This window comes from Bacillus sp. 05T21 (assembly GCF_056396785.1).
The window spans coordinates 17,356-41,728 of record NZ_JBFTMD010000002.1; the positions used below are offsets into that span (position 1 = coordinate 17,356).

General features: G+C 34.0%; 32 protein-coding genes and 2 pseudogenes. 12 read left to right on the plus strand and 22 right to left on the minus strand.

Features of this window, described 5'->3' with window-relative positions:
- Nucleotides 1-43 precede the first annotated feature (43 nt).
- Both AC1DKZ_RS04960 and AC1DKZ_RS04965 read right to left on the minus strand, forming a co-directional pair.
- The gene (locus tag AC1DKZ_RS04960; protein ID WP_000109008.1) at nt 44-205 is read right to left on the minus strand and encodes a hypothetical protein; all 162 of its coding nucleotides are present in this window, start codon (nt 203-205) and stop codon (nt 44-46) included.
- A 65-nt stretch (nt 206-270) separates the two neighbouring features.
- Complete coding sequence (locus AC1DKZ_RS04965; protein WP_080118797.1) at nt 271-387, minus strand: multidrug transporter MatE; 117 nt, start codon at nt 385-387, stop codon at nt 271-273.
- Between the two features lie 131 nt (nt 388-518).
- Between AC1DKZ_RS04965 and AC1DKZ_RS04970 the strand changes: the two genes are divergently transcribed.
- A complete protein-coding gene (locus AC1DKZ_RS04970) occupies nt 519-941 on the plus strand; it encodes a YfmQ family protein (protein ID WP_002011948.1) in 423 nt (140 codons plus the stop codon).
- Between the two features lie 53 nt (nt 942-994).
- On the opposite strand, the gene AC1DKZ_RS04975 is transcribed toward AC1DKZ_RS04970, so the two are convergent.
- Genes AC1DKZ_RS04975 through AC1DKZ_RS04995 form a run of 5 tightly spaced genes read right to left on the minus strand, consistent with a single transcriptional unit; the run spans nt 995 to nt 6,786 of the window.
- Nucleotides 995-1,828, minus strand: coding sequence for a hypothetical protein (locus AC1DKZ_RS04975; protein ID WP_476995732.1), 834 nt, complete (start codon nt 1,826-1,828; stop codon nt 995-997).
- 20 nt (nt 1,829-1,848) lie between these two features.
- Entirely contained in the window at nt 1,849-3,111 is a 1,263-nt protein-coding gene (locus AC1DKZ_RS04980) for an MBL fold metallo-hydrolase (RefSeq protein WP_476995733.1), read from the minus strand.
- Nucleotides 3,108-4,778: an ABC transporter permease gene (locus AC1DKZ_RS04985; protein WP_002031009.1), complete on the minus strand. Its 1,671-nt coding sequence runs from the start codon at nt 4,776-4,778 to the stop codon at nt 3,108-3,110. The genes AC1DKZ_RS04980 and AC1DKZ_RS04985 overlap by 4 nt, the downstream gene beginning before the upstream one ends.
- A gap of 12 nt (nt 4,779-4,790) precedes the next feature.
- The gene (locus AC1DKZ_RS04990; protein ID WP_002086426.1) at nt 4,791-5,816 is read right to left on the minus strand and encodes an ABC transporter substrate-binding protein; all 1,026 of its coding nucleotides are present in this window, start codon (nt 5,814-5,816) and stop codon (nt 4,791-4,793) included.
- Nucleotides 5,794-6,786 carry an ABC transporter ATP-binding protein gene (locus AC1DKZ_RS04995; protein ID WP_476995734.1) on the minus strand — a complete coding sequence of 331 codons (993 nt, stop codon included), beginning with the start codon at nt 6,784-6,786 and terminating at the stop codon, nt 5,794-5,796. Before AC1DKZ_RS04995 ends, AC1DKZ_RS04990 begins: the two co-directional genes overlap by 23 nt.
- Before the next feature lie 161 nt (nt 6,787-6,947).
- Here AC1DKZ_RS04995 and AC1DKZ_RS05000 point away from each other — a divergent pair, with 161 nt between their 5' ends.
- Nucleotides 6,948-7,841 (plus strand): LysR substrate-binding domain-containing protein, encoded by an 894-nt coding sequence (locus AC1DKZ_RS05000; RefSeq protein WP_476995735.1) that lies wholly within the window; start codon nt 6,948-6,950, stop codon nt 7,839-7,841.
- A 40-nt stretch (nt 7,842-7,881) separates the two neighbouring features.
- Here the strand turns inward: AC1DKZ_RS05000 and AC1DKZ_RS05005 are convergent, their stop codons facing one another.
- Both AC1DKZ_RS05005 and AC1DKZ_RS05010 read right to left on the minus strand, forming a co-directional pair.
- Complete coding sequence (locus AC1DKZ_RS05005; protein ID WP_002189094.1) at nt 7,882-8,406, minus strand: DUF4398 domain-containing protein; 525 nt, start codon at nt 8,404-8,406, stop codon at nt 7,882-7,884.
- 109 nt (nt 8,407-8,515) lie between these two features.
- Nucleotides 8,516-9,784 (minus strand): MFS transporter, encoded by a 1,269-nt coding sequence (locus tag AC1DKZ_RS05010; protein WP_476995736.1) that lies wholly within the window; start codon nt 9,782-9,784, stop codon nt 8,516-8,518.
- Nucleotides 9,785-9,901: 117 nt separating this feature from the next.
- On the opposite strand from AC1DKZ_RS05010, the gene AC1DKZ_RS05015 reads away from it, so the two are divergent.
- From AC1DKZ_RS05015 to AC1DKZ_RS05035, 5 genes are all read left to right on the plus strand, one after another.
- Complete coding sequence (locus AC1DKZ_RS05015; RefSeq protein WP_256484686.1) at nt 9,902-11,116, plus strand: helix-turn-helix domain-containing protein; 1,215 nt, start codon at nt 9,902-9,904, stop codon at nt 11,114-11,116.
- 66 nt (nt 11,117-11,182) lie between these two features.
- A complete protein-coding gene (locus AC1DKZ_RS05020; protein WP_001025736.1) occupies nt 11,183-11,362 on the plus strand; it encodes an H-type small acid-soluble spore protein in 180 nt (59 codons plus the stop codon).
- A 187-nt stretch (nt 11,363-11,549) separates the two neighbouring features.
- Nucleotides 11,550-11,885, plus strand: a complete 336-nt coding sequence (locus AC1DKZ_RS05025) for an antibiotic biosynthesis monooxygenase family protein (RefSeq protein ID WP_476995737.1) — start codon at nt 11,550-11,552, stop codon at nt 11,883-11,885.
- Between the two features lie 2 nt (nt 11,886-11,887).
- The gene (locus AC1DKZ_RS05030; RefSeq protein ID WP_476995738.1) at nt 11,888-12,481 is read left to right on the plus strand and encodes a dienelactone hydrolase family protein; all 594 of its coding nucleotides are present in this window, start codon (nt 11,888-11,890) and stop codon (nt 12,479-12,481) included.
- An 11-nt stretch (nt 12,482-12,492) separates the two neighbouring features.
- On the plus strand, nt 12,493-12,852 hold the full coding sequence (locus AC1DKZ_RS05035) for a hypothetical protein (protein ID WP_476995739.1): 360 nt from the start codon (nt 12,493-12,495) through the stop codon (nt 12,850-12,852).
- 27 nt (nt 12,853-12,879) lie between these two features.
- On the opposite strand, the gene AC1DKZ_RS05040 is transcribed toward AC1DKZ_RS05035, so the two are convergent.
- The 11 genes and pseudogenes from AC1DKZ_RS05040 to AC1DKZ_RS05090 all read right to left on the minus strand — a co-directional run bounded on the left by AC1DKZ_RS05040 (nt 12,880) and on the right by AC1DKZ_RS05090 (nt 20,214).
- Nucleotides 12,880-13,278 (minus strand): DUF5367 family protein, encoded by a 399-nt coding sequence (locus AC1DKZ_RS05040; protein ID WP_113938442.1) that lies wholly within the window; start codon nt 13,276-13,278, stop codon nt 12,880-12,882.
- On the minus strand, nt 13,271-13,855 hold the full coding sequence (locus AC1DKZ_RS05045; RefSeq protein WP_476995740.1) for a TetR/AcrR family transcriptional regulator: 585 nt from the start codon (nt 13,853-13,855) through the stop codon (nt 13,271-13,273). The genes AC1DKZ_RS05040 and AC1DKZ_RS05045 overlap by 8 nt, the downstream gene beginning before the upstream one ends.
- 84 nt (nt 13,856-13,939) lie before the next feature.
- The gene (locus tag AC1DKZ_RS05050; RefSeq protein WP_016088508.1) at nt 13,940-14,110 is read right to left on the minus strand and encodes a DUF3951 domain-containing protein; all 171 of its coding nucleotides are present in this window, start codon (nt 14,108-14,110) and stop codon (nt 13,940-13,942) included.
- A 62-nt stretch (nt 14,111-14,172) separates the two neighbouring features.
- Entirely contained in the window at nt 14,173-14,484 is a 312-nt protein-coding gene (locus AC1DKZ_RS05055; protein ID WP_476995741.1) for an AzlD domain-containing protein, read from the minus strand.
- On the minus strand, nt 14,475-15,203 hold the full coding sequence (locus AC1DKZ_RS05060; protein WP_002126646.1) for an AzlC family ABC transporter permease: 729 nt from the start codon (nt 15,201-15,203) through the stop codon (nt 14,475-14,477). The genes AC1DKZ_RS05055 and AC1DKZ_RS05060 overlap by 10 nt, the downstream gene beginning before the upstream one ends.
- Nucleotides 15,193-16,029 carry a TrmB family transcriptional regulator gene (locus tag AC1DKZ_RS05065; RefSeq protein WP_476995742.1) on the minus strand — a complete coding sequence of 279 codons (837 nt, stop codon included), beginning with the start codon at nt 16,027-16,029 and terminating at the stop codon, nt 15,193-15,195. Before AC1DKZ_RS05065 ends, AC1DKZ_RS05060 begins: the two co-directional genes overlap by 11 nt.
- A 175-nt stretch (nt 16,030-16,204) precedes the next feature.
- Nucleotides 16,205-17,503 (minus strand): NtaA/DmoA family FMN-dependent monooxygenase, encoded by a 1,299-nt coding sequence (locus AC1DKZ_RS05070; RefSeq protein WP_476995743.1) that lies wholly within the window; start codon nt 17,501-17,503, stop codon nt 16,205-16,207.
- Nucleotides 17,504-17,748: 245 nt separating this feature from the next.
- On the minus strand, nt 17,749-18,522 hold the full coding sequence (locus AC1DKZ_RS05075) for a flagellar basal-body rod protein FlgG (RefSeq protein WP_476995744.1): 774 nt from the start codon (nt 18,520-18,522) through the stop codon (nt 17,749-17,751).
- A 43-nt stretch (nt 18,523-18,565) separates the two neighbouring features.
- Nucleotides 18,566-18,793, minus strand: a pseudogene (gene flhF / locus AC1DKZ_RS05080) (flagellar biosynthesis protein FlhF); the annotation flags it as partial.
- Nucleotides 18,786-19,361 (minus strand): annotated as a pseudogene (locus AC1DKZ_RS05085) (flagellar motor protein MotB); the annotation flags it as partial. The pseudogenes AC1DKZ_RS05085 and flhF, both read right to left, overlap by 8 nt.
- A gap of 19 nt (nt 19,362-19,380) precedes the next feature.
- Nucleotides 19,381-20,214: a MotA/TolQ/ExbB proton channel family protein gene (locus AC1DKZ_RS05090; protein WP_131245961.1), complete on the minus strand. Its 834-nt coding sequence runs from the start codon at nt 20,212-20,214 to the stop codon at nt 19,381-19,383.
- A 171-nt stretch (nt 20,215-20,385) separates the two neighbouring features.
- Between AC1DKZ_RS05090 and AC1DKZ_RS05095 the strand changes: the two genes are divergently transcribed.
- Nucleotides 20,386-20,988: an HD domain-containing protein gene (locus AC1DKZ_RS05095; RefSeq protein WP_002086514.1), complete on the plus strand. Its 603-nt coding sequence runs from the start codon at nt 20,386-20,388 to the stop codon at nt 20,986-20,988.
- A 38-nt stretch (nt 20,989-21,026) separates the two neighbouring features.
- Here the strand turns inward: AC1DKZ_RS05095 and hfq are convergent, their stop codons facing one another.
- Both hfq and AC1DKZ_RS05105 read right to left on the minus strand, forming a co-directional pair.
- Nucleotides 21,027-21,215: an RNA chaperone Hfq gene (gene hfq, locus AC1DKZ_RS05100; protein WP_476995745.1), complete on the minus strand. Its 189-nt coding sequence runs from the start codon at nt 21,213-21,215 to the stop codon at nt 21,027-21,029.
- 54 nt (nt 21,216-21,269) lie between these two features.
- Nucleotides 21,270-21,488 (minus strand): aspartyl-phosphate phosphatase Spo0E family protein, encoded by a 219-nt coding sequence (locus AC1DKZ_RS05105; RefSeq protein ID WP_002086516.1) that lies wholly within the window; start codon nt 21,486-21,488, stop codon nt 21,270-21,272.
- Nucleotides 21,489-21,792: 304 nt separating this feature from the next.
- Here AC1DKZ_RS05105 and AC1DKZ_RS05110 point away from each other — a divergent pair, with 304 nt between their 5' ends.
- The 4 genes from AC1DKZ_RS05110 (at nt 21,793) to AC1DKZ_RS05125 (ending at nt 24,368) form a co-directional block, all read left to right on the plus strand.
- The gene (locus AC1DKZ_RS05110) at nt 21,793-21,909 is read left to right on the plus strand and encodes a YjcZ family sporulation protein (RefSeq protein ID WP_000007805.1); all 117 of its coding nucleotides are present in this window, start codon (nt 21,793-21,795) and stop codon (nt 21,907-21,909) included.
- Between the two features lie 192 nt (nt 21,910-22,101).
- The gene (locus AC1DKZ_RS05115; RefSeq protein WP_002141096.1) at nt 22,102-22,569 is read left to right on the plus strand and encodes a VOC family protein; all 468 of its coding nucleotides are present in this window, start codon (nt 22,102-22,104) and stop codon (nt 22,567-22,569) included.
- Between the two features lie 6 nt (nt 22,570-22,575).
- Nucleotides 22,576-23,790, plus strand: coding sequence for an MFS transporter (locus tag AC1DKZ_RS05120; RefSeq protein ID WP_476995746.1), 1,215 nt, complete (start codon nt 22,576-22,578; stop codon nt 23,788-23,790).
- A 128-nt stretch (nt 23,791-23,918) separates the two neighbouring features.
- Nucleotides 23,919-24,368 (plus strand): ArsR/SmtB family transcription factor, encoded by a 450-nt coding sequence (locus AC1DKZ_RS05125; protein ID WP_476995747.1) that lies wholly within the window; start codon nt 23,919-23,921, stop codon nt 24,366-24,368.
- The last annotated feature ends 5 nt before the right edge of the window (nt 24,369-24,373 follow it).

The following is a 24,373-nucleotide window of genomic DNA, read 5'->3' on the forward strand; positions in this document are numbered from 1 at the left end:
TTTTGTGATTTTTTTCACATTATTTAGTTAAAAAATAAACTTTTTACTTACCATGATGTAACATTAAATCACTAAGTTCTTCTTCAATGTGATTTAATTTCGCAACTCCTTCTTTCCACTTATGAATATAACGCGATACCCCGACAATAAATAAAACAATAATTGTAGAAAGAATAATACCATATACGATTGTTACAGTACTCATAGTTACACTTCCTTATAATTAGTAATGTTGTTATTAGTTATATTTTTATTATAAACCTTTTTCTTTTAAAATACTTCGATTTCAACTTTTTGTAACAAAATTGATTTTTCTAATATTTCGTTCGTAAAAATGGAATATTTTTCACAAATTATACAAAACTTCACCATATGTACTATTGCCACATGAGTTATATTGTTAAATAGGATAAAGTGAAATTTTAGTCAGTACGGGGTATATATCCCACACTGATTATTAGCCCGCACCAACCAGGATTTTACGGACCGTTACTGTGGGATAAAGGGGATGAAATACTATGACGACTTGGTTTATTGTAATGTTAGTTGTATTTGGAGCATTTAAAATTATTGTTTCTAGCCTTCCTAACTCTGCTATTGAATCCATTATTAGCAAGTACGAAACACATCCACAACTTGAAGAAGAGAATGTGACTGTTACAATCAATGGAAATAACTTAGAAGGCGAAAAGAAATCCAAAATTATTCATGATTTTAACGAAGGATTATTTTTAGATCGCTATTATGCACCACCACACAATGAAGGCACTCCTTTAATTATCAATGCAAAACGTGGCAAAAAAGATTTTACATTTTATATTTATAGTCATGAAGAGCATGTTGATGTAGTAAAACAACATAAAAAGAAGGTAGTTGCTTATAGTTTACGCTCTAAAAACCTTCAAAATAATGATATGTTCGTGTCAGCTGATTTAGCTTAATACTCATATATTAGAAGAAGGAATCCATGTGCCATGGATTCCTTCTTTCCTATTTACTGAAAAATAAGCTCTGTCTTCAAACTATCTTTCGGTAACAACCATCCTTTTTTCTCTATACTCGCCATTAATAATTCTCTTTGTTTTGTCGCGATACTTTCCTCATTTGTTTTAAACGACACTTCTATTACGAAGTCATCTTCTATTTTCCCGGTATTACTTAGTGGCCAAACTTCAATATTCGTTTTAATATTTTCAAATTCACCTGTATACCGTTTCATTAATACAGGACCATAAATGTGAGAATCCTTCAGCATCTCTTCTCCCCAATTCGTATACAACCATTTGTTCATTTTTCCTGGTAACTTTTCTATTAACATATTTCGAGCAGCTTGTTCATTTGGTAAATCAAGTATCCCATATCCTTTAGCACTATAACTTTTCTTATTTGAAATACTTAATGTTTTCTTCTCAAATCCCCAATCTATTTCTGCCTCATAGTTATCAGTTTTACTATCAAATCCATCCTTCTTAGCTACTTCTAATGCATCTTGAATCATACCATTTTGAATCGGGTATCTCTTTTTATATGTTAGCTCAAAATCTTTACTAAATTCTTTCTTTCGGATCCTCGCAAACCAACCTTCATTACTTAAACTTTTATTCGCCGTATCTAAAAATTCCACTTGTATTCTTTCATAATTTGTACCAGCCTGGAAATGTTCTAGTACCTCTTGCTTCATCTCTTTGTTATAACCTAATACTTGTTCTGGCTTTAATAATAACTTCACTTCAAAGCTAGGTTTCATTGGACTAGCAGCAAAACTTTCCTTAACGTTATAAAGGAAACAACAAAAGAAAATACTTACGAATACAAATACTTTTTTCATATACCAATCTCCTTTACATTTTATATGACTTCTACACATTCCATTGCAAGTGAATACACATTTTCATATCCTGCTATGCTAAGCTTTTCCTGCAATCGATCCGTATCCTCTTTCAAAGCATGTACTAACACCGTATGTTCTGGTAATAGTGTATTTAACATTTCCTTAACGTCACTTATACTTTGATGAACTTTATATGGAACTCGCTTCACCCTACATTCTTTACCTACACGTTCCTTCAAAACTTTTTCTGCAAAACTTCCTTTAGCAATATGTCCAGTAAAGATAATCGAATTTCGTTCTTCATGCCGAAGTTGTTCATAATACAACTGTGCTCGTTTCGTTTGCATATTCGCATCACTCATTACAACTATTCCGTAACTATTTTGCATACAAATGTCATTATCCATAACTATTATGTTTCTTTTTAAAACCTCCACAACCCGTTCAAGTTTTTCTTTATTTTTTAACCAATCTTTATATATGAACATCTCTTCAAATCCAGCCAAAATTTCTTTATCTACTATAATTGGAAGTTCTTTATATCGTTCATATAAATAAAATACTATATCTTGCGCCCTACCAAGTGAGGGCAGTGGTAGTAATACTGTTCCTTTATTTTGAGCAACTCGTTCAATTTCTGCACATAATTCGTCTACTCGTTCCTTTTGTGAAACATCATCAGTGTGATAAGCGGCATCTACAATTGCAATTTTTATATCGCTTCGCAAATTTTCAGGTAAATTAGCTCGTAGTATATTAGATTCTGCTGAATAATCACCAGAATAAAATACGTACGTATTACACATATCCACTAAAAACCAAACAGCTCCTAATACATGCCCACTATACCCCCATTGAAACCTCAACGTCGGTGTAATCTGTATCCATTCATTTGGATTACTAATCTCATCAATACATACATAATTTAAATCTTTAATATTTTGATCGTTATAAGGTAAATTCCACCCTTTTGAAAGATTGTAGTTTCCCCATTTTTCAAAATAAGCTGGAAGTTGCTCCTTCGTATAACGAGTCGTCCAAATTTTTTTCTTATATCCATACTTCGTCAATAAAGGTAAACCCATCGTATGGTCTTCATGAATATGTGATAAAAATACTGCATCCAAAAATGGAACAACTTCTCTTTCTATTTTTGGATAACTATCCTCATATGATCGATTAATACCACAATCAAATACTATTTTTGTCTCTTTACTTTTTACAAAATAGCAGGAACGACCGTATTCTCCCGCTCCTCCCCATACTTCCATCCTCATCATGCTACTCCTTTTCGTTTTTGTTCCATATGTTGCAGAAGTAATAAGCACATTGTTGTAAGCCCAACAGAAACAACAGCCATTGCCATTCCTATAGATACTTCTCCTTGTTCAAATTGAGCAAAAATAAACGTTGCTGACGTTTCTACTGATGGAGGTAGTACGAGAAGCGATGCTACTAACTCTCTTATCGAAATCGTAAATGTCATCGCCCATCCAGCAAGAATTCCTGGAATAATAAGCGGCAATATTATTTTTCTAAAAATATAAATATAATTCCCGGAAAAAATACTTCCTGCCTGTACAAGAGAATCATCAATTTGTCCGAGCGATGCTTTTACATACTGCACCGTATAAGGTAAAAAGAGAACAACATACGTTACGATAACCATGACTGGTGTATTGTAAATTGACATAGGCATATAGGGTGAATTCCAAAATAAAATAAGCCCTACAACCATCACTATTCCTGGTACCATATTCGGTAACATGCCGCACATATCAAGCCATTTTTCAGAGGACTTTTTCCCCTTTCGAATCATAAGCGCCAAAAATACGCCAATAATTACAGCAACAATCGCCGTTACGAGTGAAAAAAGAAAACTGTTCCATAAAGCTTCTAATCCCGGAGAACCAATTGTAAATAATGCTTCATAATGGCTTGTTGTAAAGTTATTAAAATGTAAGCCACCGCCTCTTAACTTCGACAAAGAAGCAATAAGTATAGAAAAGTATGGGATTCCAATTGCTACTATTAGTAAGCCAATTACATAAACCCATGCTATAACGCGCGCAAATATAGACAAAGTATACCTTTTAGATTTCACACCTTTTCCACTAACCATTGCATATGTATACTTTCGATTCAATACATTTTGCATATACCAAATGAGCATACACGCACTAAGTAATAAAGAAGATAATGCTGTGGCACTGCCAAAATCAATCGGCCAACTAGAGATAAATTTATGAATCTCAGATGTTAACACATGGAATCCTATTCTACGTCCGAATGTAGCTGGTGTTCCAAATTCAGCAATCGTCTTTACGAAAATGAGTAAAGCACCCATTACATAACTTGATAACAATAACGGTAGTATTATTTTTCTTAAACGATAGAAAAAACTTCCACCATGAACTGCTGCAGCTTCTTCTTTACTACTCCCAATCTGAAGTAACGTGTTTTTCAACATGAAGTAAAGGAATGGGAATAAATGCAGACTCATAATTAAAACCATACCGCCTAAACTAAAAAACGATGATGAAATCGGCTTTAAAGCCGGAAAAAATTGTTCAAAATAACCGTTAGGTTGCATGAACAAAATCCAGCCCATCGATCCGATATAGGGCGGGGTCATAAATGGGATCATAAAAACAATATCTAACTTACTATACTTTCCTACATCTGTTTTGCTCATAATGAACGCCAATGGAAACGCAAATATTGTAGCTCCTATTACAACGAGTACACCTAGAAGCATCGAATTTAGAAAAATCCCAGCTAATCCACCACTCTGCATGACTTCAAAAGGCTTTAAAAAATTCCAACTGCTATTTTCATATACACTAGAAAATAAAATGAGAAAAAGCGGAATGACGATTAACATCGCCACAAGTAACAACGCTACTGTCATTCCAACTTGTCTTACTGATACGAATCGATTTACCATGTAATCACCATCTTATTGAAATACTTTCTTAAATTGTTTTGCTATTTCATCTTGTTCTTTCTCAACTGTTTTCCAATCAATATTTAATACTGGAATCTCTTCTACATTCGGTCTATTTTCAGCTTTTATATCTTTTCTACCGGGCAACAAATACGCTTTAGAAACTTGTTTTTGCACATCATCTGATAATAAATAATCAATAAACTCTTTTGCACCTTCTACATTTTTACTATCCTTCATAATGCCTGCTGCACGTGGACTAATGACTGTTCCGCTTTTTGGATATACGATATCAACCGGTTCACCCTTTGCTTTTGCACTGTACGTCATATAGTCAACACCCGCAATTACCATATCTTTCGCACCTGTTACAACTGGGTCTAACGCTTCTTGGTTTGCCCCAGCTACTGTAACTTCATTTTTCTTAAGCTGTTCAAATAAATTCCATCCATCTTGTCCATTCTTTTTCACATATCCTGTTACAAAGTCTAAAGCTGAACCTGAAAGTGCTGGATCTGGAAGATTCACTTTCCCTTTCCATTCTCCTTTCGTTATATCGCTCCAATCTTCAGGTGCTGTCTTCACATTTTTTGTGTTATACACAATTCCTAATGCTGAAGCACTATATCCAAAATAATGTCCTTTATCATCCGACCATTCAGAACGAAGCTTATCAGCTTGTTTTGCTTCTTTATAAGCTAACGTTTGCCCATCTTTTTTTAATCCTTCCATCGCTGGTAAAGAAGCAAGTACGACAACGTCAACGACTGGATTTTTCTTTTCAGCCTCCATTCTTGCTAAAATCTTACCTGTTGTTCCTTGAAACATTTCTACTTTTATCCCTGTTTTCTTTTCAAAGTCCTTTTGGATTTTTTCTGCTAATCCTTTTGGTCCTGCACTATATACAACAATTTTCTTTTCATTGGCGTTTTTATTTTTTGCATCTACACTGCCTGTCTTTGAGCTACAACCTGTTACTACAGCAGAAAATAGTAAAGTACATACAAATAAAGACTTAAGCGAACTGAATTTCTTCATACGATTCTCCCCCTATATGATGAATACATTTTTTTGGTACATATAACGATACCGGTTTACCAACGCTTAGCTTACTATTGTGATAAGCTGTCCATACACCGAGTGTCCCCATGTTTACTTTCACTTCATAACGTTCTCCTACATATGTAACGTGCTGAACTTCACCTGTATACATTTCGCATAAGTCATTTTTTGTCCAGCTCACATGCTCTGGACGAATCATTTTTTTCCCCTCTACAAGCCAATTTGCCGTACCAACAAATTTTGCAACAAATTCATGAGACGGTTTCACATAAATGTCTTCTGGTGTTCCTTTTTGTAATACTTCACCCTGCTTCATGACAATAATTTGGTCTGACATTGACATAGCTTCTGTTTGATCATGTGTTACATACAATGCCGTTAAACCAATTGAATGAACGATGTCCATAAGTTCTAATCGCATTTCTTCTCGCAAAATTGCATCGAGTGCACTTAACGGTTCATCGAACAAAATAAAATGAGGTTTCGTTACAATTGCTCTAGCAAATGCGACACGTTGCTGCTGTCCACCTGAGAGTTCATGCGGATATCTTTTCTCCATACCTTGCAAACGAACTCGCTTTATCGCATCTTCTACCTTTTCTCTTAAGTGATTCGTTTGCTTTGTAGCCCTTAAACCAAATGCAACATTTTCAAATACAGTCATATGCGGCCATAAAGCAAAATCTTGAAATACCATGCCGATATTCCGCTCATGAGGAGATGTTTTTATCTTTTTAGCAGAAGAATACATGCACTTATCTCCAAAATATATTTCACCTTTATCCGGTTCCTCAAGCCCTGCAATCATTCTAAGTAAAGTCGTTTTCCCGCATCCTGAAGGTCCTAAAAGTGTGGTGAATTCCCCTTTTTTCATTACAATTTGTAACGGCTTTAACGCCTGTGTTTTCCCAAATGCCTTTTCTAATCCATGAATTTTAATATCCATCGTTTCACCTCTCTCCCCTCATTCTTAACCTGCTTTCATTCTATCTGGAAGTTTTATACTGAATGTTAATGTACTGTAAAGATTAAATTAAAAAATCTCTAATAAACTATTTATTTCTATAGATTTTTTCTATAGTTAGAAGAAAAAGGGGCCAACTTATCATGAATCTCTTAAAATTAGAAATTGTAGTGCTTATTAAGAAATACAAAAAGCTTACTATTGTTGCAGAAAAACTTGGCGTTAAACAACCTACTATTACGTTTCATATAAAAAGCTTAGAAGAGGAACTTGGTGTGCCTTTATTTGAATTACGTTCCGGAAGGTATTTCTTAACAGAAGCTGGTGAAGCGTTGCATCATTATGCTTGTAAAATAGATGCACTTATGAAAGAAGCTAGGCGGGTCACACAAGAGTTTAAAGATTTTAATAAAGGCGCTATAACAATTGGTGCTAGTTATGTACCAGCGACTTATCTTTTACCAGAAGTTGTTCACCAATTTCAATGCGAATTTCCAAATATAAAAATAACACTCATAGTAAAAACAGCTCCTGAAATTCGAACGATGCTACAAAATCATGAAATTGATCTCGGGGTAATTTCTGCGGCACCGTTTGACGAACCACTTCTAAAACAAATGAATGTAATGCCTGATACACTTGTTCTTGCCTTTTCCAAAGAACATCATCTTTCTAAAAGAACAAATGTATCATTACAAGATATCGAAAAAGAACGTATATTATTGCATCGTAACCCATCTACAACGAGAGATTTACTTACACAATGGACGTTAGCACATAACATTACATTCCAATCAGAAATTGAACTAGATTCATTAGAAACGATGAAACGAATTTTAAAATATGGTAATGGGGTTGCCTTTATTTCAAAACTTGCTATTGAGCAAGAAGTACAACGAAATGAGCTATGCTATATACCGATCCCTGATTTTGAATTTCAGCGTAATATTTATACCATTCATCATGAGGACAGATGGAATTCTAAAATAATTTCTTTTTTACTACATAGCATTACTTCTTTTGCAGAAAAAAATTAAAAGGCTGTCGTTATACACGACAGCCTTTTAAACTATAACTCTATTTGTTTTTCTTATCCTCAATTTTTGCTTGTGCCTCTTCAGCCTTATCTAATGCTTCTGAAACTTTTTTCTCTTTTTCTTTTACATCATCTATACTATCAACAGCTTTAATTAATTTATCGATTCCTTCTTCATTTACCTTTTTTCGTTTCGCTACTCTTTCATTTACTTTCTCTTCCACATCTTTTGCTTTTTGAAGCATATTCTCTGCATTTGATGTCACAGCTTTTTCAAGTGCATCATCTTTTTTCTTTTGTAACACTTCATTTGCAATATCTTTCGTTTCTAAATACTTACCGTCTTTTAATGCTGTCGCACCGTGATCTAGTAACTGAGCGACTTCTTTATATGCCTTCGCTTCATTTCCTGATTTCTCTTTTTCCGCTTTTTCAAACCACATAATCGCATCACTATATTTTTCATTTTTCAATGATTGCATACCTGTTTCAATATACGTGTCATAATTACTACATCCAGTCATTACGACTAACAGAAAAAGCATTACAAAACTTAATTTTCTCATGATGTTTTCTCCTTTTCTTTGCCTGCTCACTTTACTGTAACATACATGAAAAGGAGTTTCAAAAACTAAAATACTAATATGGTCATTTTTATATTGTTAAAATTTTCTTTCAAACCGATACATCCACTTGTTTTTTCGCCATATGCTGCTTTACTCCAACTAATACAACTAACAATAATCCTCCACCTAATGTCATCATAACAATGCTAGTCGGTAACATATCTAATAATAATCCATATACAATCATTCCAAGCGGTGCGATTGCAGTAGAAATTGTTTCAAGTAGACCGAATACACGTCCTAAATAGTTTGGATCTGTCGTCTTTTGCATATGTACTTGCATCGGGATATTTACAACCATCATTGATATACCAGTTAAAATCATAAAAGTGATATAGTAAATAAAACTTGCTACTTTCGGAATGATAACTAACAACGGAAAGACTGTGCATAAACTCAAGCCCGCAAATAAAAACAGTCCAATATAAACAGAGCGAAACGGATTATTCACTTCTTTACGTACTGATAAAACAATTGCACCAATTAGCATCCCGACTGCTAACATTCCCTCTACAACACCGAGTTGCTTCGAGGATAATTGCAAATTTTTAATAATAATATATGGAAGCGAAACGAAAAGTGCACTCGCAAAAAAGTTTACCCCTACTGCAATTTTCATTAAACCATATATTTCATGCTGTCGTTTCACATATGAAAAACCTTCTTTTATACTCGTCAAGAAATGCTCTTTACTTTCGGCCAATTCTTTTTTATATAAATCAAATACGATGAATAATTGTACAATAACTGCTAAAAAGAATGTAATACTATTTAACAGGAAAAATGTTTTGATTGAAAAGAAACCAAATACAACTCCTCCAATAATCGGCGCTAAAATATTCGATAAAGATGATGCCGTCTGATTTAAAGCACTCGCTTTTTGAATACGCTCCTCATCTACTAAATTAGGAATAGACGAAGTTAATGAAACAGAATAAAAACTTGCACAAATTGATAATAATGCCGCTGATACATAAATAAACAGAAGTGATGGTCCAAATATAGTAGCAAGAATAAACATGATAAGCATTGTTAAGCTACTTAATAAATCAGTGCCAATTACAAGCCATCTTCGGTTCACACGGTCAGCTACAGCACCTGCAATTGGGCCACAGATCATTCTTGGTATTGATCCGCAAATAAGAGTAGTTGCAAACCCCATTCCTGAACCAGTTGTCTTTAATATGTATAATCCCATTGCAAACGTATAAATACCCGCCCCTAACAAGGACGTCATTTTTCCAATCATCATTAAAATAATATTTCTCGTTGCAATCTTCATTTTTGAATCATTTGGAACTATACTTACATCCCCCATTATGACACTCTCCCCTTAAAAGTTAAATTGTGTTAAACTTATTATATAATCAACTTTCCAATTTTTACAACAAAAAGTTTAATTGTATTTAACTTTTCAATTATAAAGGAGCATGTGATGGCTACTCTCGGCGAAAAAATTAAAACGTTACGAAAGGAAAAAAAGCTTACTCAAACAGAAATAGCAGGTTCAGAACTGACAAAAAGTATGTTAAGTCAAATTGAAAATGGAAAAGCTACACCTTCCATGAAAACATTACAATATATCGCTAATAAACTTGGATGCGAAACGAGTTTTTTACTAGAAGAAGATGATGTAGAAATCGTAGAACTCATTCAACAAATGGAACAACTAATAAAGGCAAATAAGTGTGATGAAGTATATGAGACTTTACTACCTATCGTTCAAAAAGAGCTACCTTCTACTTTAAATACCGCTCGTTTATATAAACAATTTGTAACAGCTGCGGCGATTATGAAAGATTACAACATTGAATCTTTCATTGAAAAAACAACTTCTATTTTTGAAAAATATACTTTATACAGAGACAGTACCGAAACAAAATTAACATTTTCTTATACGTTATTCTCACGTAAAAAGTATGAGGAATGTTTACAGCTTATTACTAGTATTCGTGATGATTATGAAGCGAAGCATTTAGAAATGGATCTTATTATACACATCCAATTGTGCTTAAAAGAAGCGATTGTTTTACTTGCATGTGGCGATTATGAAACATGTGAAAAAACCATATTAGAGGCACTCGCCTTTTCAAAAAAGCATCAAGTATACTATAAAACAGACGAATTTTACCGTATTTTATCTTACCAAAAAGTCATTACGGCTGATAAAGAAAAATATTTATATTACATAAAAAAATCTGAGCAATTTGCCATTTTTACAGAAGATACTTTATCCATTGCGATTATTGATATTTTAAAAGCTTACTACTACAACACGATTACTAATGAATATACAATCGCATTAAAACATCTAGAACAATTTCGAGAGAAACTAAAAGATGAGCCACTTTTTCAAGACGACGGATTGTATTATCTTGAAAAAGGAAAAGCTTTATACGGATTGAAACATTACGAGGAAGCTTTACAAACATTGCAACGTGGTATCATGCCGGATTATATGAACCATCCACTTGATCAAGCGTGGCTTACAACAGCAGGTGCATATCGTGCCCTTTGTTATGTAAAACTTAACGATAAAAAAAGGGCTCTGGAGGAAGCTACAGAAGCCGCTCAAAAGATACAATCCTACCCGGATTCCATCTTCTCTTCATTTATTAAAGAAACATTACAAATAATACAAAAACTTTAAAAATGTCTCGAAATGGTATATTATTCCTCCTTTTTTGCAAAGATAATAATGATGGGAGGAATATAAATGAATATACAACGCGCAAAAGAGCTTTCCGAGTCATCTGAAGAAGCCAATGTCAGTTTCCAAGGCATGCCTGTTATGATTCAACACGTCGATGAAAGCAACGAAACCGCCCGCATATATGAAGTAACAAATCCCAAACGCGAATTAACTGTTCCAGTTAATAGCTTAGAGGAAATATAAAAAATGCCACTTCTTTTTTTGAAGTGGCATTTTTCTTACTTTAGATTACTTAATATAAATCCCTTCTATCCTCTGTTTTACAACACCTAAAAAAAATAAGAATCTTCTACTTCTTTTCTGTTTTTAACCTGCTAAAATACAAACTATGAATTAATTATTCGCACTATACATTAAGGGGGGAAAAATAATGAAATATGATTTAGAAAAAAACAAGCCCTATTATGCAGTTATATTCACTTCAAATCTATCAGATGATACAACAGATTATAGTACCGTTTCCGAAAAAATGGAGGAACTTGCGAAACAGCAACCTGGATTTTTAGGTGTCGAAAGCTCACGTGATAATTCGGGACTCGGCATTACAATTTCTTATTGGGAGTCACTTGAAGCAATTGAAAATTGGAAAAAGAACGCCTTACATAAAGAAGCGAAAAAAAGAGGCCGTGAGCAATGGTATGAAAACTTCCACCTGCGCATCTGCCTTGTTGAGAAAGAATATAAGTTTCATAGAGGTACATTGTAACTATGAAGAAAAAACTAGCTCTCGTTGTTGTTCATGAAATATACGGTGTGAATGATCATATGCAGCACGTTATAGACCGCTTCACTTCATCTAATATAGATGTATTTTGTCCTAACCTTCTACAATTACAAAATGCATTTCATTATAGTGATGAAGAAAAAGCATATCAGTATTTTATGAATCAGATTGGATTTGATGATGGAAAAAAACAAATTGAAGAATTCATTACTAGCCTTTCCAGTAGTTACACACATATTGGACTTATCGGTTTTAGCGTTGGAGCGACAATTGCTTGGCTCTGTAGTAACAATCCCAGAATAGATTTTATCATTGGGTGTTACGGTTCCCGTATACGTGACTATGTTCATATTAAACCTACATGTGCTACATTACTTATTTTCCCTGAACAAGAAGCTAGTTTTTCAGTCCCCTGCTTAATGAAAGCATTGCAGCAACAAAGCAATCCGCTATTAGCAATAAAACAACTACATGGCGAACATGGATTTTTAAATCCATACACAGAAAAATATAACAAGCAATCTACAAAGCAAGTATACAATATAATAAATTCATTTCTTATGAAAACTATGTTGTAAAGGAGTTTCAAATGCCACTAACATTACTATTACTCATATTCATAATAATTCCCTTCATTTCAGCATTAGCTCTCATTTTTATGACGGTTAAAAAAGGAAATTTTCTAAACCGACCATACTTACAATCATTCATCGTATGTGCTCTATTTTTTACGAATTGGATATTATATTTAACAAATTTTTATTCATTACTACCTGAGAAATTTAGTCGATTTATATTTCTACCTATCTGGTTTTTCCTTTGCGTTTTAGGATTTATCGTTTTCGCACGCGAATGGAAGAACAATCGTATTTTTTCCATATCTATCGGTTTCCTTTCTTCTATTAGTTTTCTATTTGGATTATTGTTGTTAGTTCTTTCGGGAATGTAATTGTTGTAAAGAGGAGAAAACACCTCTTTACAACAATTTTTTTCGTTCCATAACTAAAGGAATTATTAAATAGAAAGCATAAGCAATAACCATCCAAATGGTAAATGATATGATCTGCTGTGAGGATAATTGTGAAAATATATTAGAAGAGTTATACAAGATGTAAGAATCTAAGGTTAAACCAATTACTGTACCACATATACCTAACTTAATAACTGCATATTTCGAAGTGTCCAGTTTTTGATATAGCCACATTACAAAGTATAAAGCTATAGCTGTTCCTAATTCGAGAAACGTCATTTGTAGAAAAAATTCATTTGAAGTGTATTCTAATAAAACTGAAGATCCGAAAACAATAAAAAATACTGAGGCAAAAAACCATATCCCAATAGAAAATAAAATAGTGAGCCACAGTTTATTATTCACTCCCATTACCTCCCTCTTGTAGCGCTATAAACTTTTCCATAAGCATGTGCAAATCACCATATACTTTATCTGTAGAAAAAGATGGATTGAATAAGGCTTGTAATGCCAGCCCATCAATTAATGCATTACATAAAATGCTACACGTTTCAGTTGAAATTTGTGATGTGATTGCATCCGCTATTTTTGTATCTAAAGCTCCTTTTAACTCTTGATTTTCATAATGTAACAGTTCGCCAATTTTTTCTTTCATCGCATCATTTTGTAGCCCACTAGCTACTAATTGAAAAAACAAATGATGATACATTGAATCTTTCACACATCTACTTTTAGCAGATTGTAAAGCATTTTCTAGCTGTACACCCTTTCCTATCTGTTCCCACGACTCTTTACAAAACGATTCAGTCACTTCAAGCAATAATTGATCCTTCGTTTTAAAATGATAATATACGGTACCTTGTGTAACTTTAGCATTTTCTGCAACTGCTTTTAACGTTAATTTTTCCATTCCATGCTCTGTAATACTTTCTTTTGCTGCTTCTAGTAACTTCTGCTTGTTCACAACATTCGGCTTTGCCATTTATATCACCACCTTTTAAGTTAGTTGAATAACTAACTTAAATTATACAAAAGAATCAGATAAAAAAGGAAGAAAAGCCAATATTCAACTTTTCTTCCTTCTATGTTTACCTTTAGATTTCACTGTCACTGATTCACAAGGTGTGTAATAAATTTGAGGTGTCGCCTTATCCACAAACATCATAAACGTAATAAAGCCGATAATAAAAAAAATAAACAACGTTAACAATATTGCTCCTATCGTTAAAAGTATCATAACACCACCCCTATATATTTCATGTTATTACACCTTTCGCTATTATATGAGCTGAATCCTTTTTAGAAAAATAAACGTAACAAAATAATTACAATGACTCCTGTTAATACTGTTCCTAATAAACTACGAGTATATATCGCTATGAAGAATGTTGGGATTGCCGCAATGATATAATCCCACTGCACTGTCTCATGCATAAATAATACTTGTGCTAAAAGTGCTGCTAATATCGCAATTGGTATGTAATTTAACCATTTTAAACCCCAGTCTGGAATTTGTAGTTTACTAAATACGAGAAGAGGTAAAATACGTGGTACGAGTGTGACAGCTCCGGCTGCTAGTAAAAGGAATAATACGTCCAATCTTACTTCCATTTTTCAATCACCACCCCGATTGTCGCAGCTAAAAGTGTTGCGATAATAACTGCTATACTATCTGGCATAAATAAGTGTGAAACGTATGCGATAATAATCGCTACAATTGCAACACTTAGATGAATGGCTAGTTTCGGTTTACTACTTATTAGCTGAAGTACAAATAATCCGATAAACATCGCTGGTAACGCATAATCCATTCCGTACGTATGAGGATCTGGTATCCACTCTCCAAAAAGCCCTCCGAGAACTGTAGCTAAAATCCAATTTAAATATGCTGTTACATTAAGTCCCATCATCCATTTCTCGCCTAAATGGCCTTTTTGTGCTGCTTGTTGCACTGCAACGCCAAAAGTTTCATCTGTAATTTGCGAACCAATTATTAAATTTTTAAAAAGAGGTATCTTGGTGAAGTAAGGTGCGAGTGCAGCACTCATTAATAAGTGACGTAAATTAACAAAGAACACAGTAAAAATAATTGCCGAGGCTGGGGCACCCGCTGCATACATACCCGCTAATATAAACTGAGCAGAACCCGCGTAAATTAATGTGGACATAAAAGCAATTTCTATGATCGAGAAACCTGCTGTTTTCGCAATAACACCAGCCGCTATACCGATGCTCAAATATCCAAATACAGTTGGTAAACAATCCTTTACACCTTGCTGAAATGAATCATCGCTCTGCAGTGTCATATGTGCTTGAGCTTTATTCACCATTATCTCCCTCCATTTCTTCTATAGTACGTTTTCCTGTTACGACATGAACTAAATCTATGTTTTCACGCCATAATGTATCTAATTTATCAGCTCCAAACTCCTTCGTAATCTCTTCCACCATAATGTCGTGCCGAACATATTCTGTAGCGACGAGAACTAAAGCTGGATCATACGTTGTAACGGCCCATGAAGTGCTATCATTTGAAAAGTTAGCAATTAATACTTCTTCCCCATCACGCGCGATAACAGTTAAATGACCACCCATTCTCTTTTCAACGACGTGAGGTGTCATATAATTATGGTGAAATGTCGCTCCTATTTTTGTTTCTGGAGCACCAAATAAAATTGAAAAAATATGTACGCCTTCCGCTTCCTTTTGATGAATGAATGACTCAATCTCTTGCACTTGATCTTCCCATACAGAAATCCATAACTCTTCTTTTGCTCTATTAATTATATTGCATATTTCTTTCAAAACACGATCATTTGAGCGAATATGCGAAATTACATCAATTTGTCGCTCTTGTTCTAAACAATTTAATTTTCGGTCTAGAAATTCAAAGGACTTTTCAAAATCTTTTCGCATTCGATCCATTAATTCCGTAGCTGGCACTGGTACATATTTCACTGGTTCAGAAGGAACGATATGCACCGCTCCTTTATCCATCAACTTGCCAAGTACTTCATAAATCATCGAACGAGGTACGCCTGTTTGTTTACTAACTTCATAACCTGTTACTGGATAATGTTTTAATAGTCCAATATATGCTTTACATTCGTACTGGGAAAAACCTAACTTTTGTAACTCCTTTATTATTTCATCCATCGATAACCCCTCACAATTTATATAGCTCTAATTTCAAAACTACGATTTCACTTTCCATTAGTAGTTATTGCTATACCTACTAATATAAAAAAGAAGCCCCTACAAGTCAACTGACAATTCCGAATTTTTATCCGGAATAAAAAGCCTTTTTTTGAAGGCTTTTTTGCATAATGAATTATTTCAACTGTAGAGCATTTGATATATTACCCTCCAAATGCTCACGTAAGGTTGAACCTGTATACTCTTCTCTAAATACACCTGCTCTCACGAATAAAGGACTGACTTCACTAAAGAATAAATCCAATGATTTTGGAGGTCCCCCTGGAATTGCAATGAATCCATCTAGTGCTCCTGCTTCAAACCTTTCCATAATTTGTTTGAAAACGTCTTGTGGTGTGCCAATAGCGACCCAATGAGCAGAACCAACAACTTCTGGTCGTTCTAGTATTTGCTCAACAGTTGGTTCATTTTTTATGATGAAATTCCGTAATAATTCGGCATGTGTTTTACTACGTACAGCTTGATTTCTACTTGGTAGCATATGTTCAGTAACCTTACTTTCTAATGGCATCCCTCTAACATCTAATCCGAGAACCATTTCGAGTAAAGCGTACCTCTTCTCTTTTGTAAGATGTTGATGAGCTTGCCTGTGCATTTCTAGCGCTTCTTCATATGAATCGCCAATAAAGAAATATAAACCAGGCAATACACGTATATCATCTTGCTTTCGGCCATGCTTTTCTGCTCTTCTTCTTAAATCTTGACGAAGTTCGATTCCTGATTCTACATCTGGCATTGCGGCAAAAATCGCATCCGCAACAGAAGCAGCGAAATTCCGGCCAGACTCTGAAGCACCCGCTTGAAATAAAGGCATTTCCCCAGAAATATGTTGCGGGATATTAAGTGGACCTTTCACCTCAAAATGCTCACCACGATGCTCAATTGGCTGTACCATCTCTCTAATTACATCTGCGTTGTCTTCTTTCAAAACTTCATAAGGATGACTCCTCCAAAGTTTTCTTACTAACTCTGTACATTCTGCCGCTTTCGCGTATCGTTCCTCAGATGGTGGCATCCCTGTCTCACCAAAGTTTTCAGCACCATCAATTGATGTGACAATGTTCCAACCTACTCGGCCGTTACTAATCCAATTTAAAGATTGTAGTTGCCTCGCTAATATATATGGTGGATAAAATGATATTGAAGCGGTCGTAACGACTCCAATCTTTTCTGTCGCATAAGCAATAGCAGTAAACAATAGTGTTGGGTCTAAAATTACATTCCCCTTATTACGTGCAATTAAATCTGGATGTGCCACTAAATAATCCGCTTTAAAAACAAAATCTAACTTAGCCTTTTCTGCCTGTAGTGCCAACTCTACTTGTTCATCTATCCCTGAATTAAACATACTCTCTTGTTCTTTCTTTCTAGAAATCAAACATAGTCCAATGCAAAGCTGTTTTTTTGTAGACATATGTACACACCTTCCCCTTATTTTTAATTTACCTAGTTAAACAAATGATACGACCCTAACAGCTTCTATTCTTATTAAAGATAAAATGATATTGATAATCATTATCATTTTATGGTGTAACTATAATAAAAGCAACAATAAAGTGAAACTTTACTCAGAGGAGGAGCTCCCATCCTCTGATTATTAGCCTTCACCAATCGGGCTTTTGCGGGATAAAAAAAAGACCACCACTAATTGGAAGTCCTTTATGTCAATATTTCATTCGCTTCTTTTTCATAAATTTTATCAAACGAAGTCATGATGCGCTGCGATGCTTGAATCATTTTTTGATTCGTCATAAGGTCAGCCATTTCTTTCGTCATATCCACATTTGAATTTTCTAGCATATGATTACGTACTGCCCCTGTTCCATTCGGTAAATCAGCAACGTTTCCTTCTGCTAGTGTAAAACTTTTATTTTCTCGTTGCACAAGGCGAGCATTCGTTTCTGCATCTACTGTTTTCGTTTGCAAGCGGCCAATATTATTTTGTGTTGCTTCATCGTATAATGTACCGTCTGCTTGTACAGCTGCCTTTGCTCCTTCTGGAATACGAATACGTTCATTATTCTCACCCATTACGAAAGCACCAGATGCTGTTTGTAAATAACGATCACTATTTAATGTAAAGCTACCGTCTCTCGTTAAAAATGTTTCATCATTTTTAGATGTAACGAAAAATGATGATGTGCCAGCGGCACCGTCGTCTAAAAAGAAATCTGTAGCACTATTTGTCATTTGTACATTTCCTTGTACTAAGTTCACATGCGTCGCAGCTGGTACGACAGCGTAATCGACCGAGCCGATATTTGTCGCCGATCCGTCTCCGCGGCGATATGTGTCTTGCACATCAAATACTTTAGACGTCATGTTTTCTGCTTTAAATCCTGTCGTTTGGGCATTTGCGACGTTATTCGAATGAACATTAATATGCTGCATGTAATTCATCATACCCATAGAACCTATATAAAGACCGTTCATACTCGTTTGAATAAGGCAAGTGCCTTATTCTTCACCTCTTTTCTTACGATGTTTGTAACATTTGTTTTGCTAAATGTTCAGTTGTAGCGATATGTATATGTTGCTTCACGTCTTGTCCATCTGTCATTAATACAATTGGAGCTGATGATACAGCTGGAATTTTCAACAATTCACCACTGCTCGCTGTTTCATCAAATTTCGTAAACACGATACCATCTATATGAATATCTTTAAAGTTCGTAATAATTTCAATCATGTCTTTACTTTTTATCATCCACATTATACACTTCAATTAAATGATGAATCATATTAGCTGCACGCGCTGAAGATAATTCCCAGTTGGAAGGGAATTTTTCATTATGAATCGGTCTGCTATCCGTATGTCCTTCTACAACAATTGCATTTGGTACCGATTGGAAGAACCCTACTAATTGACTAATTACTTCTTTCGCTTCCACCTTAACATTCGCATCACCCGTATCGAATATTAAATTGTCTACTATAACGATGCTAACACCTGTATCTTCTCGATATACATTCACTTGACTAACACCATTATTATCCACATATGCTTTTAACTTTTTATACAATTCATCCATGCGCTTTTTTGAAACTGCTTTTTCATCATTTTTTTCATGTGAAATATCTGGTATTGTATTTTCCATTGCTTTTGCATTTACTTGCTCCGCGTCACTAAACTTTTCAAGCATCTTTGATAATTTTACTGTATCTTGCTTTGAAGTCGCAACTAGTAATACAAAGAAAGTTAGCAATAACATCATTAAATCAGTAAAAATCGTCATCCAACGAGGCGCTCCTTTTTCCGGTCGCTTACTCATCTTACCACTCCTCAAACTACTAGGCTGCTCGTTTTTCTTTTTTTATCTTCGTTTCATATACGTATGTATCAAGTTTTAACTTTAATTTGGAAGGAATTTGTCCTCGGTACAGCTCTGAAATTGCTTCTATTACAAACTTCTTCTCTGTATACAAATCTTCAATACCACGATACACTTTTTCAGATAGCGGTATTGCAATCATATTTGCAATAATAGATCCATATAATGTCGTCAACATTGCAACGGCCATCCCTGTACCAATTTGTGAAGTATCTTGTAAGTTTTGCAACATAATAATAAGACCAATTAACGTTCCTATCATGCCCCATGCTGGAGCGAAATCACCAATCTTATCTAATAATGTCGCTCCTTTTCTTAACTCATACACTTCAGTTTCAACATCTTTCATTAACACTTCTTTTAATTCCGCTTCATCATAGCCGCTTAACATTAAACGAATTCCCTTTTGAATAAAAGGATTGTCTACTTGCTCTCCATCAACTTCTAATGAAAGCAATCCATGTTTTTTCGATTTTTTCGAAAAATCAACAAACAAATCCGTTAACTGTTCTAAATCTTCTTCTCTTCTATGTAAAACAGTAAAAATACTTTTCATATATTTTTTTATTTCTCCAAATCTATATGCCACAACGATTGTCGCTGTTGTTCCCCCTACGACAATTAAAATAGATGAAACATCTAAGAAATTTTTAAACCCTTTTATTCCACCACCGCCAAACATGATTGCCGCTATTACAATCGCAAAACCTACTATAATGCCAATTGGGCTAGAAATTTCAAACTTCCTTTTTTTTCTTTGTGGTCTAGCTAATACTTGATTTTCGTCTCCCATATTCCTTCCCTTCCTTGTCATTTTTATAAAACATTTTTTTATTTTAATAATGCGTTTTCACATATAACATTCATTATACGCTTATCATCTATTTATCGCAATATACTCATAAAATTGACACATTTCATTTCCACATTAGAATTATAGTATGGAAATATGAGGAGGATCTCGATGGAACATAACATTTTGCAAGTCATTGCATTAGCAGAAAAACTAAAATATGAAATGCGACATAGTTGGCTTTCTAACGGACGTCAAGAAAGTGTTGCTGAACATACGTGGCGTATGTCCCTAATGGCTATCTTAGTTGAGCCTTATCTGGATCAAAAAGTAAATATAGAAAAATTACTTAAAATGGTTATTATTCATGACCTTGTCGAAGCTGAAGCTGGTGATATTCCTGCCTTTGATACGATGAATAGCCGTGAATTACAATTACAAAAACAAAAAAATGAGCAAAAGGCTATTTTAAATATTAAACGTACACTAGAAGGTTCTCTTGGCGTCGAATTATACGATTTATGGATGGAGTTCGAAGCGAAAGAAACGTATGAAGCAAAAGTTGCTAATGCACTTGATAAACTTGAAGTAAAAATTCAGCATAATGAAGCTGATATTGATACTTGGCTACCAATTGAGCATAAAATGACTTTCCAAGTTGGTAAACATACAGATTTTGACTCTTTCTTATCTAGATTACAAAAAATCATTGAACAAGACGGAGAAAAAAAATTACTAGCTGCTGGCATTGACGTTGAAGCATGTAAACAATAACCATTTAATTATGAAATAAGACACTCAAAATGAGTGTCTTATTTCATAATTGTTGATATTGCCTGCTTATAAATAAGTTGTTGGTTTCCATCTACTAATATTAATACTGTAAATCTATCTACTCCAACTACTTCCCCTACTATTCTTACTCCACTCTTTAAAAATATAGTAACTGCACCTTTTTCTTCTTTTATTTGTTTATACAACTCTTCTTGTAAGTGTTCCATAACTGTTTTCCCCTTTACAAATAAATAATCCTAATATAAAAAAATAAAGATTAATCACTTATATACTTTGTCTTTTATATTCATAAACTTATTAATTAGTATATCTAAATCTCGACTAAATAACAAAACTTTATTATGATCTAATCCATGCCTAGCAACAAGTTGAATTAACTCTTTCTTTTTGTGTTCTATTTTATTGTGTAATTGTCCCATCTCCATCTCTATACTAAAACTCCCTTTTCCCATAATATTACTTGTAAAATTATAGTACATTTCCACTCATAAAAAAATAAAAAAATGGCTTTTTTTACAAATTTTATATTTGTGAAAAGAAATTTTAATGTAATTGTAAGTTACATACCCCTTTCATTTGCAATACATTCACCTAGTATACACTTCCATATTGTTTTACCATTTTTAAAAAAGCGCTATGAAACAAAGTAAATATCACATTTAAATCCGATCACAGGCTCTTGTCTAATTAGAAGTAAGACTTGCTCCTTTTCTAAATAAAAACATATCTTATAAAGTAATCCATTAGTTATATAGATTAATTTCCTAAAAAGGAGGAAAAAACATGAGCTTTGGTGGTAGTTGCGCTGGTTTCGGCGGTGGATTTGCTTTACTCATCGTGCTATTCATCCTTCTAATCATTATCGGATGTAGCTGTTGGGGTGGCGGCGGAGGGTTTTAAATATAATACGTATCCTTTTCGCTAAACTCTAAATGAATGAAATATGTTAACTAAAAACTATACGAAAACAGCTCATATTTGAGCTGTTTTTTCATACTTTCGTATGAATTTATGTCCATCTTTTTTGTGATTTCAACTAACAAGAAATCGTTTACTATGGAATAAGAAACATTTTTACTAAGGAGGATAATAATGATTAAAGGTCTTTATGAAGCACATTTACCTGTCTGTAATTTAGAAATTTCGATACCTTTTTATGAATCACTGGGGTTAAAATTATATAAAAGAGACAACGATATCGCCTTCTTTTGGATTGTAGAAAATGAAAGTTGGATTGGTCTTTGGGAAGGAAAAGAATACAAAGTCAATTATCATCCATCCTTACGACATATCGCTTTCCAAGTAAGCTTACACGATTTAGAAAACGCAATACACTGGCTCAAACAGAAAGGAATTCCAGCGCGAAAAGACTTTGGAATGGAGCCAATTGAGCCAATCGTTTTTCCAGAATTAGCACACGCCTCCGTATATTTTAACGATCCTGATGGAAATAGTTTAGAATTCATTGCACAATTACCTGTTGGACTACCTAAAGCAGAGAAAATGTATTTAAGTGAATGGAAAAAACAAGTACAGGCATCACTTATAGATAAGGTTTAATTTCTCATGTCAATTTCTTATTACAGGCTTCTTAAAACAAATAAAAACTTTAAAAAATTATTTTATGGTCAAACATTAAGTGTACTTGGGGATTGGTTTCATACTGTCGCTTTATTAACACTCGTCTATAGCATAACAGAATCTTCATTTATGTTAGCACTCACCTTTATGAGCAAAGGGTTACCTCAACTTCTTCTGAGCCCATTCATAGGCGGAATTGTAGACCGTTTTTCAAAAAAGAAAATCATGATTTTTACCGATAGTTTACGAGGAATTATCGTCCTCACTTATTTATTAGCATTCTACAAAATTGAAATTATTTTCGTTTCTAATATATGCTTATCAGTACTCTCTTGCTTATTCGAGCCTGCTAAGCAATCAACTCTAAAAAATATCGTACATCAAAAGCATTTCGTAACCGCTAACTCCCTTTCTAGTACAATCAATGGTTTTATGTCTATTATGGGAGCTTCTTTAGGTGGGCTCATCGCACAATCTTTAAGTATCGAGATTGCCTTTTTTATTAATAGCCTATCATACTTTATTTCAGCCTATATTATTTATAAAATAAAAATCCCTTCTCGTGACACTTTTAGCACGAAAAAAGCGTTTTTCACTGATATAAAAGATGGTTATACATACATATTACAAAGCAAAATTATTTTAACATTAATTCTTGTCGGCATTTCATGGGGCATTATTGGAGGTGCCTATCAGTTACTTCTAACAATCTATGCCGAAAGAATCTTCCACACTAACATTGGTATTTTATATGCGGTTCAAGGGGCTGGACTTATGATTGGCAGTCTCCTCGTTAATCTTTATATGTCTAAAAATGAAGACAAAATGAAAAGAGCATTTGGTTGGGCCTATTTACTACAAGGAATTTTCTTTCTCGGATTCATTCTATCCGATCAGCTTATTATCGGTATCATTACATTACTCTGTATGCGTATAGCAGGAGGAATCATCGTTCCACTTGATACGACATTACTACAAACGTATACGCAAGAAAACATGATTGGTAAAGTTTTTTCATTTCATTATTCCATCTACGGATCGCTTATTCAGTTATCTATGTTTATTACAGGATGGTTTTTAGAAATCCTTTCTCCTCAAGTGATTGGTAGCTTGTTAGCTATATGCTGTATTTTTGTTAGTTTTATATGGCTTTTCTTATTTTATGGCGGGGAACTTAGTGAAGAATCTACTATCACTTAATGGCATGTATATGTACATGCCATTTTTATTTTTGTCGAAATTCACAAGAAAAAGGCGATTTATTTCTCTTACGTTCTAATTTTTTAGAATGTATAATAAATTTAGATTATAAGAAAGGAGCTAACATAATGTTTGAGGATCGACTTACCATTTCAGCAGAACAACAAAAGCTAATTTCCAATGCAACTCGCATTCAAATTCTTCACCTTTTAAAAGACGAAACACTCACTGCAAAACAAGTATCTACTAAACTAAATAAATCTGCTGGTAGCGTTCACTATCACATCCAAATTTTATTTGACGGAGGCTTACTTGAATTAGTAGATAAAAAGGAAAAACGAGGGATTATTGAAAAGTACTATAAAGCAAAATCTGCTCACTTCTATATTGAAGAAGCAGGAACGGAAGGAACAAATACAGGGAGCCATATTGTCTCTCATTTATTTTTAACTCCAGAGGAATTACAACAACTCACTTGGGAGATCTCACAAGTTTTATTACGCTGGGAAAGCAAAACCGCTCGTCAATCAGCCTCAGAAGAGGAATACGCTATTTCCTGCCGTATAAAAAAACAATGAAAGAA

Bases quoted from the DNA above. Each gene is read 5' to 3' on its own strand.
- AC1DKZ_RS04960 (WP_000109008.1), bottom strand. From the start codon at position 205: ATGAGTACTGTAACAATCGTATATGGTATTATTCTTTCTACAATTATT.
- AC1DKZ_RS04970 (WP_002011948.1), top strand. From the start codon at position 519: ATGACGACTTGGTTTATTGTAATGTTAGTTGTATTTGGAGCATTTAAA.
- AC1DKZ_RS04975 (WP_476995732.1), bottom strand. From the start codon at position 1,828: ATGAAAAAAGTATTTGTATTCGTAAGTATTTTCTTTTGTTGTTTCCTT.
- AC1DKZ_RS04980 (WP_476995733.1), bottom strand. From the start codon at position 3,111: ATGATGAGGATGGAAGTATGGGGAGGAGCGGGAGAATACGGTCGTTCC.
- AC1DKZ_RS04985 (WP_002031009.1), bottom strand. From the start codon at position 4,778: ATGGTAAATCGATTCGTATCAGTAAGACAAGTTGGAATGACAGTAGCG.
- AC1DKZ_RS04990 (WP_002086426.1), bottom strand. From the start codon at position 5,816: ATGAAGAAATTCAGTTCGCTTAAGTCTTTATTTGTATGTACTTTACTA.
- AC1DKZ_RS04995 (WP_476995734.1), bottom strand. From the start codon at position 6,786: ATGGATATTAAAATTCATGGATTAGAAAAGGCATTTGGGAAAACACAG.
- AC1DKZ_RS05000 (WP_476995735.1), top strand. From the start codon at position 6,948: ATGAATCTCTTAAAATTAGAAATTGTAGTGCTTATTAAGAAATACAAA.
- AC1DKZ_RS05005 (WP_002189094.1), bottom strand. From the start codon at position 8,406: ATGAGAAAATTAAGTTTTGTAATGCTTTTTCTGTTAGTCGTAATGACT.
- AC1DKZ_RS05010 (WP_476995736.1), bottom strand. From the start codon at position 9,784: ATGGGGGATGTAAGTATAGTTCCAAATGATTCAAAAATGAAGATTGCA.
- AC1DKZ_RS05015 (WP_256484686.1), top strand. From the start codon at position 9,902: ATGGCTACTCTCGGCGAAAAAATTAAAACGTTACGAAAGGAAAAAAAG.
- AC1DKZ_RS05020 (WP_001025736.1), top strand. From the start codon at position 11,183: ATGAATATACAACGCGCAAAAGAGCTTTCCGAGTCATCTGAAGAAGCC.
- AC1DKZ_RS05025 (WP_476995737.1), top strand. From the start codon at position 11,550: ATGAAATATGATTTAGAAAAAAACAAGCCCTATTATGCAGTTATATTC.
- AC1DKZ_RS05030 (WP_476995738.1), top strand. From the start codon at position 11,888: ATGAAGAAAAAACTAGCTCTCGTTGTTGTTCATGAAATATACGGTGTG.
- AC1DKZ_RS05035 (WP_476995739.1), top strand. From the start codon at position 12,493: ATGCCACTAACATTACTATTACTCATATTCATAATAATTCCCTTCATT.
- AC1DKZ_RS05045 (WP_476995740.1), bottom strand. From the start codon at position 13,855: ATGGCAAAGCCGAATGTTGTGAACAAGCAGAAGTTACTAGAAGCAGCA.
- AC1DKZ_RS05050 (WP_016088508.1), bottom strand. From the start codon at position 14,110: ATGATACTTTTAACGATAGGAGCAATATTGTTAACGTTGTTTATTTTT.
- AC1DKZ_RS05055 (WP_476995741.1), bottom strand. From the start codon at position 14,484: ATGGAAGTAAGATTGGACGTATTATTCCTTTTACTAGCAGCCGGAGCT.
- AC1DKZ_RS05060 (WP_002126646.1), bottom strand. From the start codon at position 15,203: ATGGTGAATAAAGCTCAAGCACATATGACACTGCAGAGCGATGATTCA.
- AC1DKZ_RS05065 (WP_476995742.1), bottom strand. From the start codon at position 16,029: ATGGATGAAATAATAAAGGAGTTACAAAAGTTAGGTTTTTCCCAGTAC.
- AC1DKZ_RS05070 (WP_476995743.1), bottom strand. From the start codon at position 17,503: ATGTCTACAAAAAAACAGCTTTGCATTGGACTATGTTTGATTTCTAGA.
- AC1DKZ_RS05075 (WP_476995744.1), bottom strand. From the start codon at position 18,522: ATGAACGGTCTTTATATAGGTTCTATGGGTATGATGAATTACATGCAG.
- AC1DKZ_RS05090 (WP_131245961.1), bottom strand. From the start codon at position 20,214: ATGGGAGACGAAAATCAAGTATTAGCTAGACCACAAAGAAAAAAAAGG.
- AC1DKZ_RS05095 (WP_002086514.1), top strand. From the start codon at position 20,386: ATGGAACATAACATTTTGCAAGTCATTGCATTAGCAGAAAAACTAAAA.
- hfq (WP_476995745.1), bottom strand. From the start codon at position 21,215: ATGGAACACTTACAAGAAGAGTTGTATAAACAAATAAAAGAAGAAAAA.
- AC1DKZ_RS05105 (WP_002086516.1), bottom strand. From the start codon at position 21,488: ATGTACTATAATTTTACAAGTAATATTATGGGAAAAGGGAGTTTTAGT.
- AC1DKZ_RS05110 (WP_000007805.1), top strand. From the start codon at position 21,793: ATGAGCTTTGGTGGTAGTTGCGCTGGTTTCGGCGGTGGATTTGCTTTA.
- AC1DKZ_RS05115 (WP_002141096.1), top strand. From the start codon at position 22,102: ATGATTAAAGGTCTTTATGAAGCACATTTACCTGTCTGTAATTTAGAA.
- AC1DKZ_RS05120 (WP_476995746.1), top strand. From the start codon at position 22,576: ATGTCAATTTCTTATTACAGGCTTCTTAAAACAAATAAAAACTTTAAA.
- AC1DKZ_RS05125 (WP_476995747.1), top strand. From the start codon at position 23,919: ATGTTTGAGGATCGACTTACCATTTCAGCAGAACAACAAAAGCTAATT.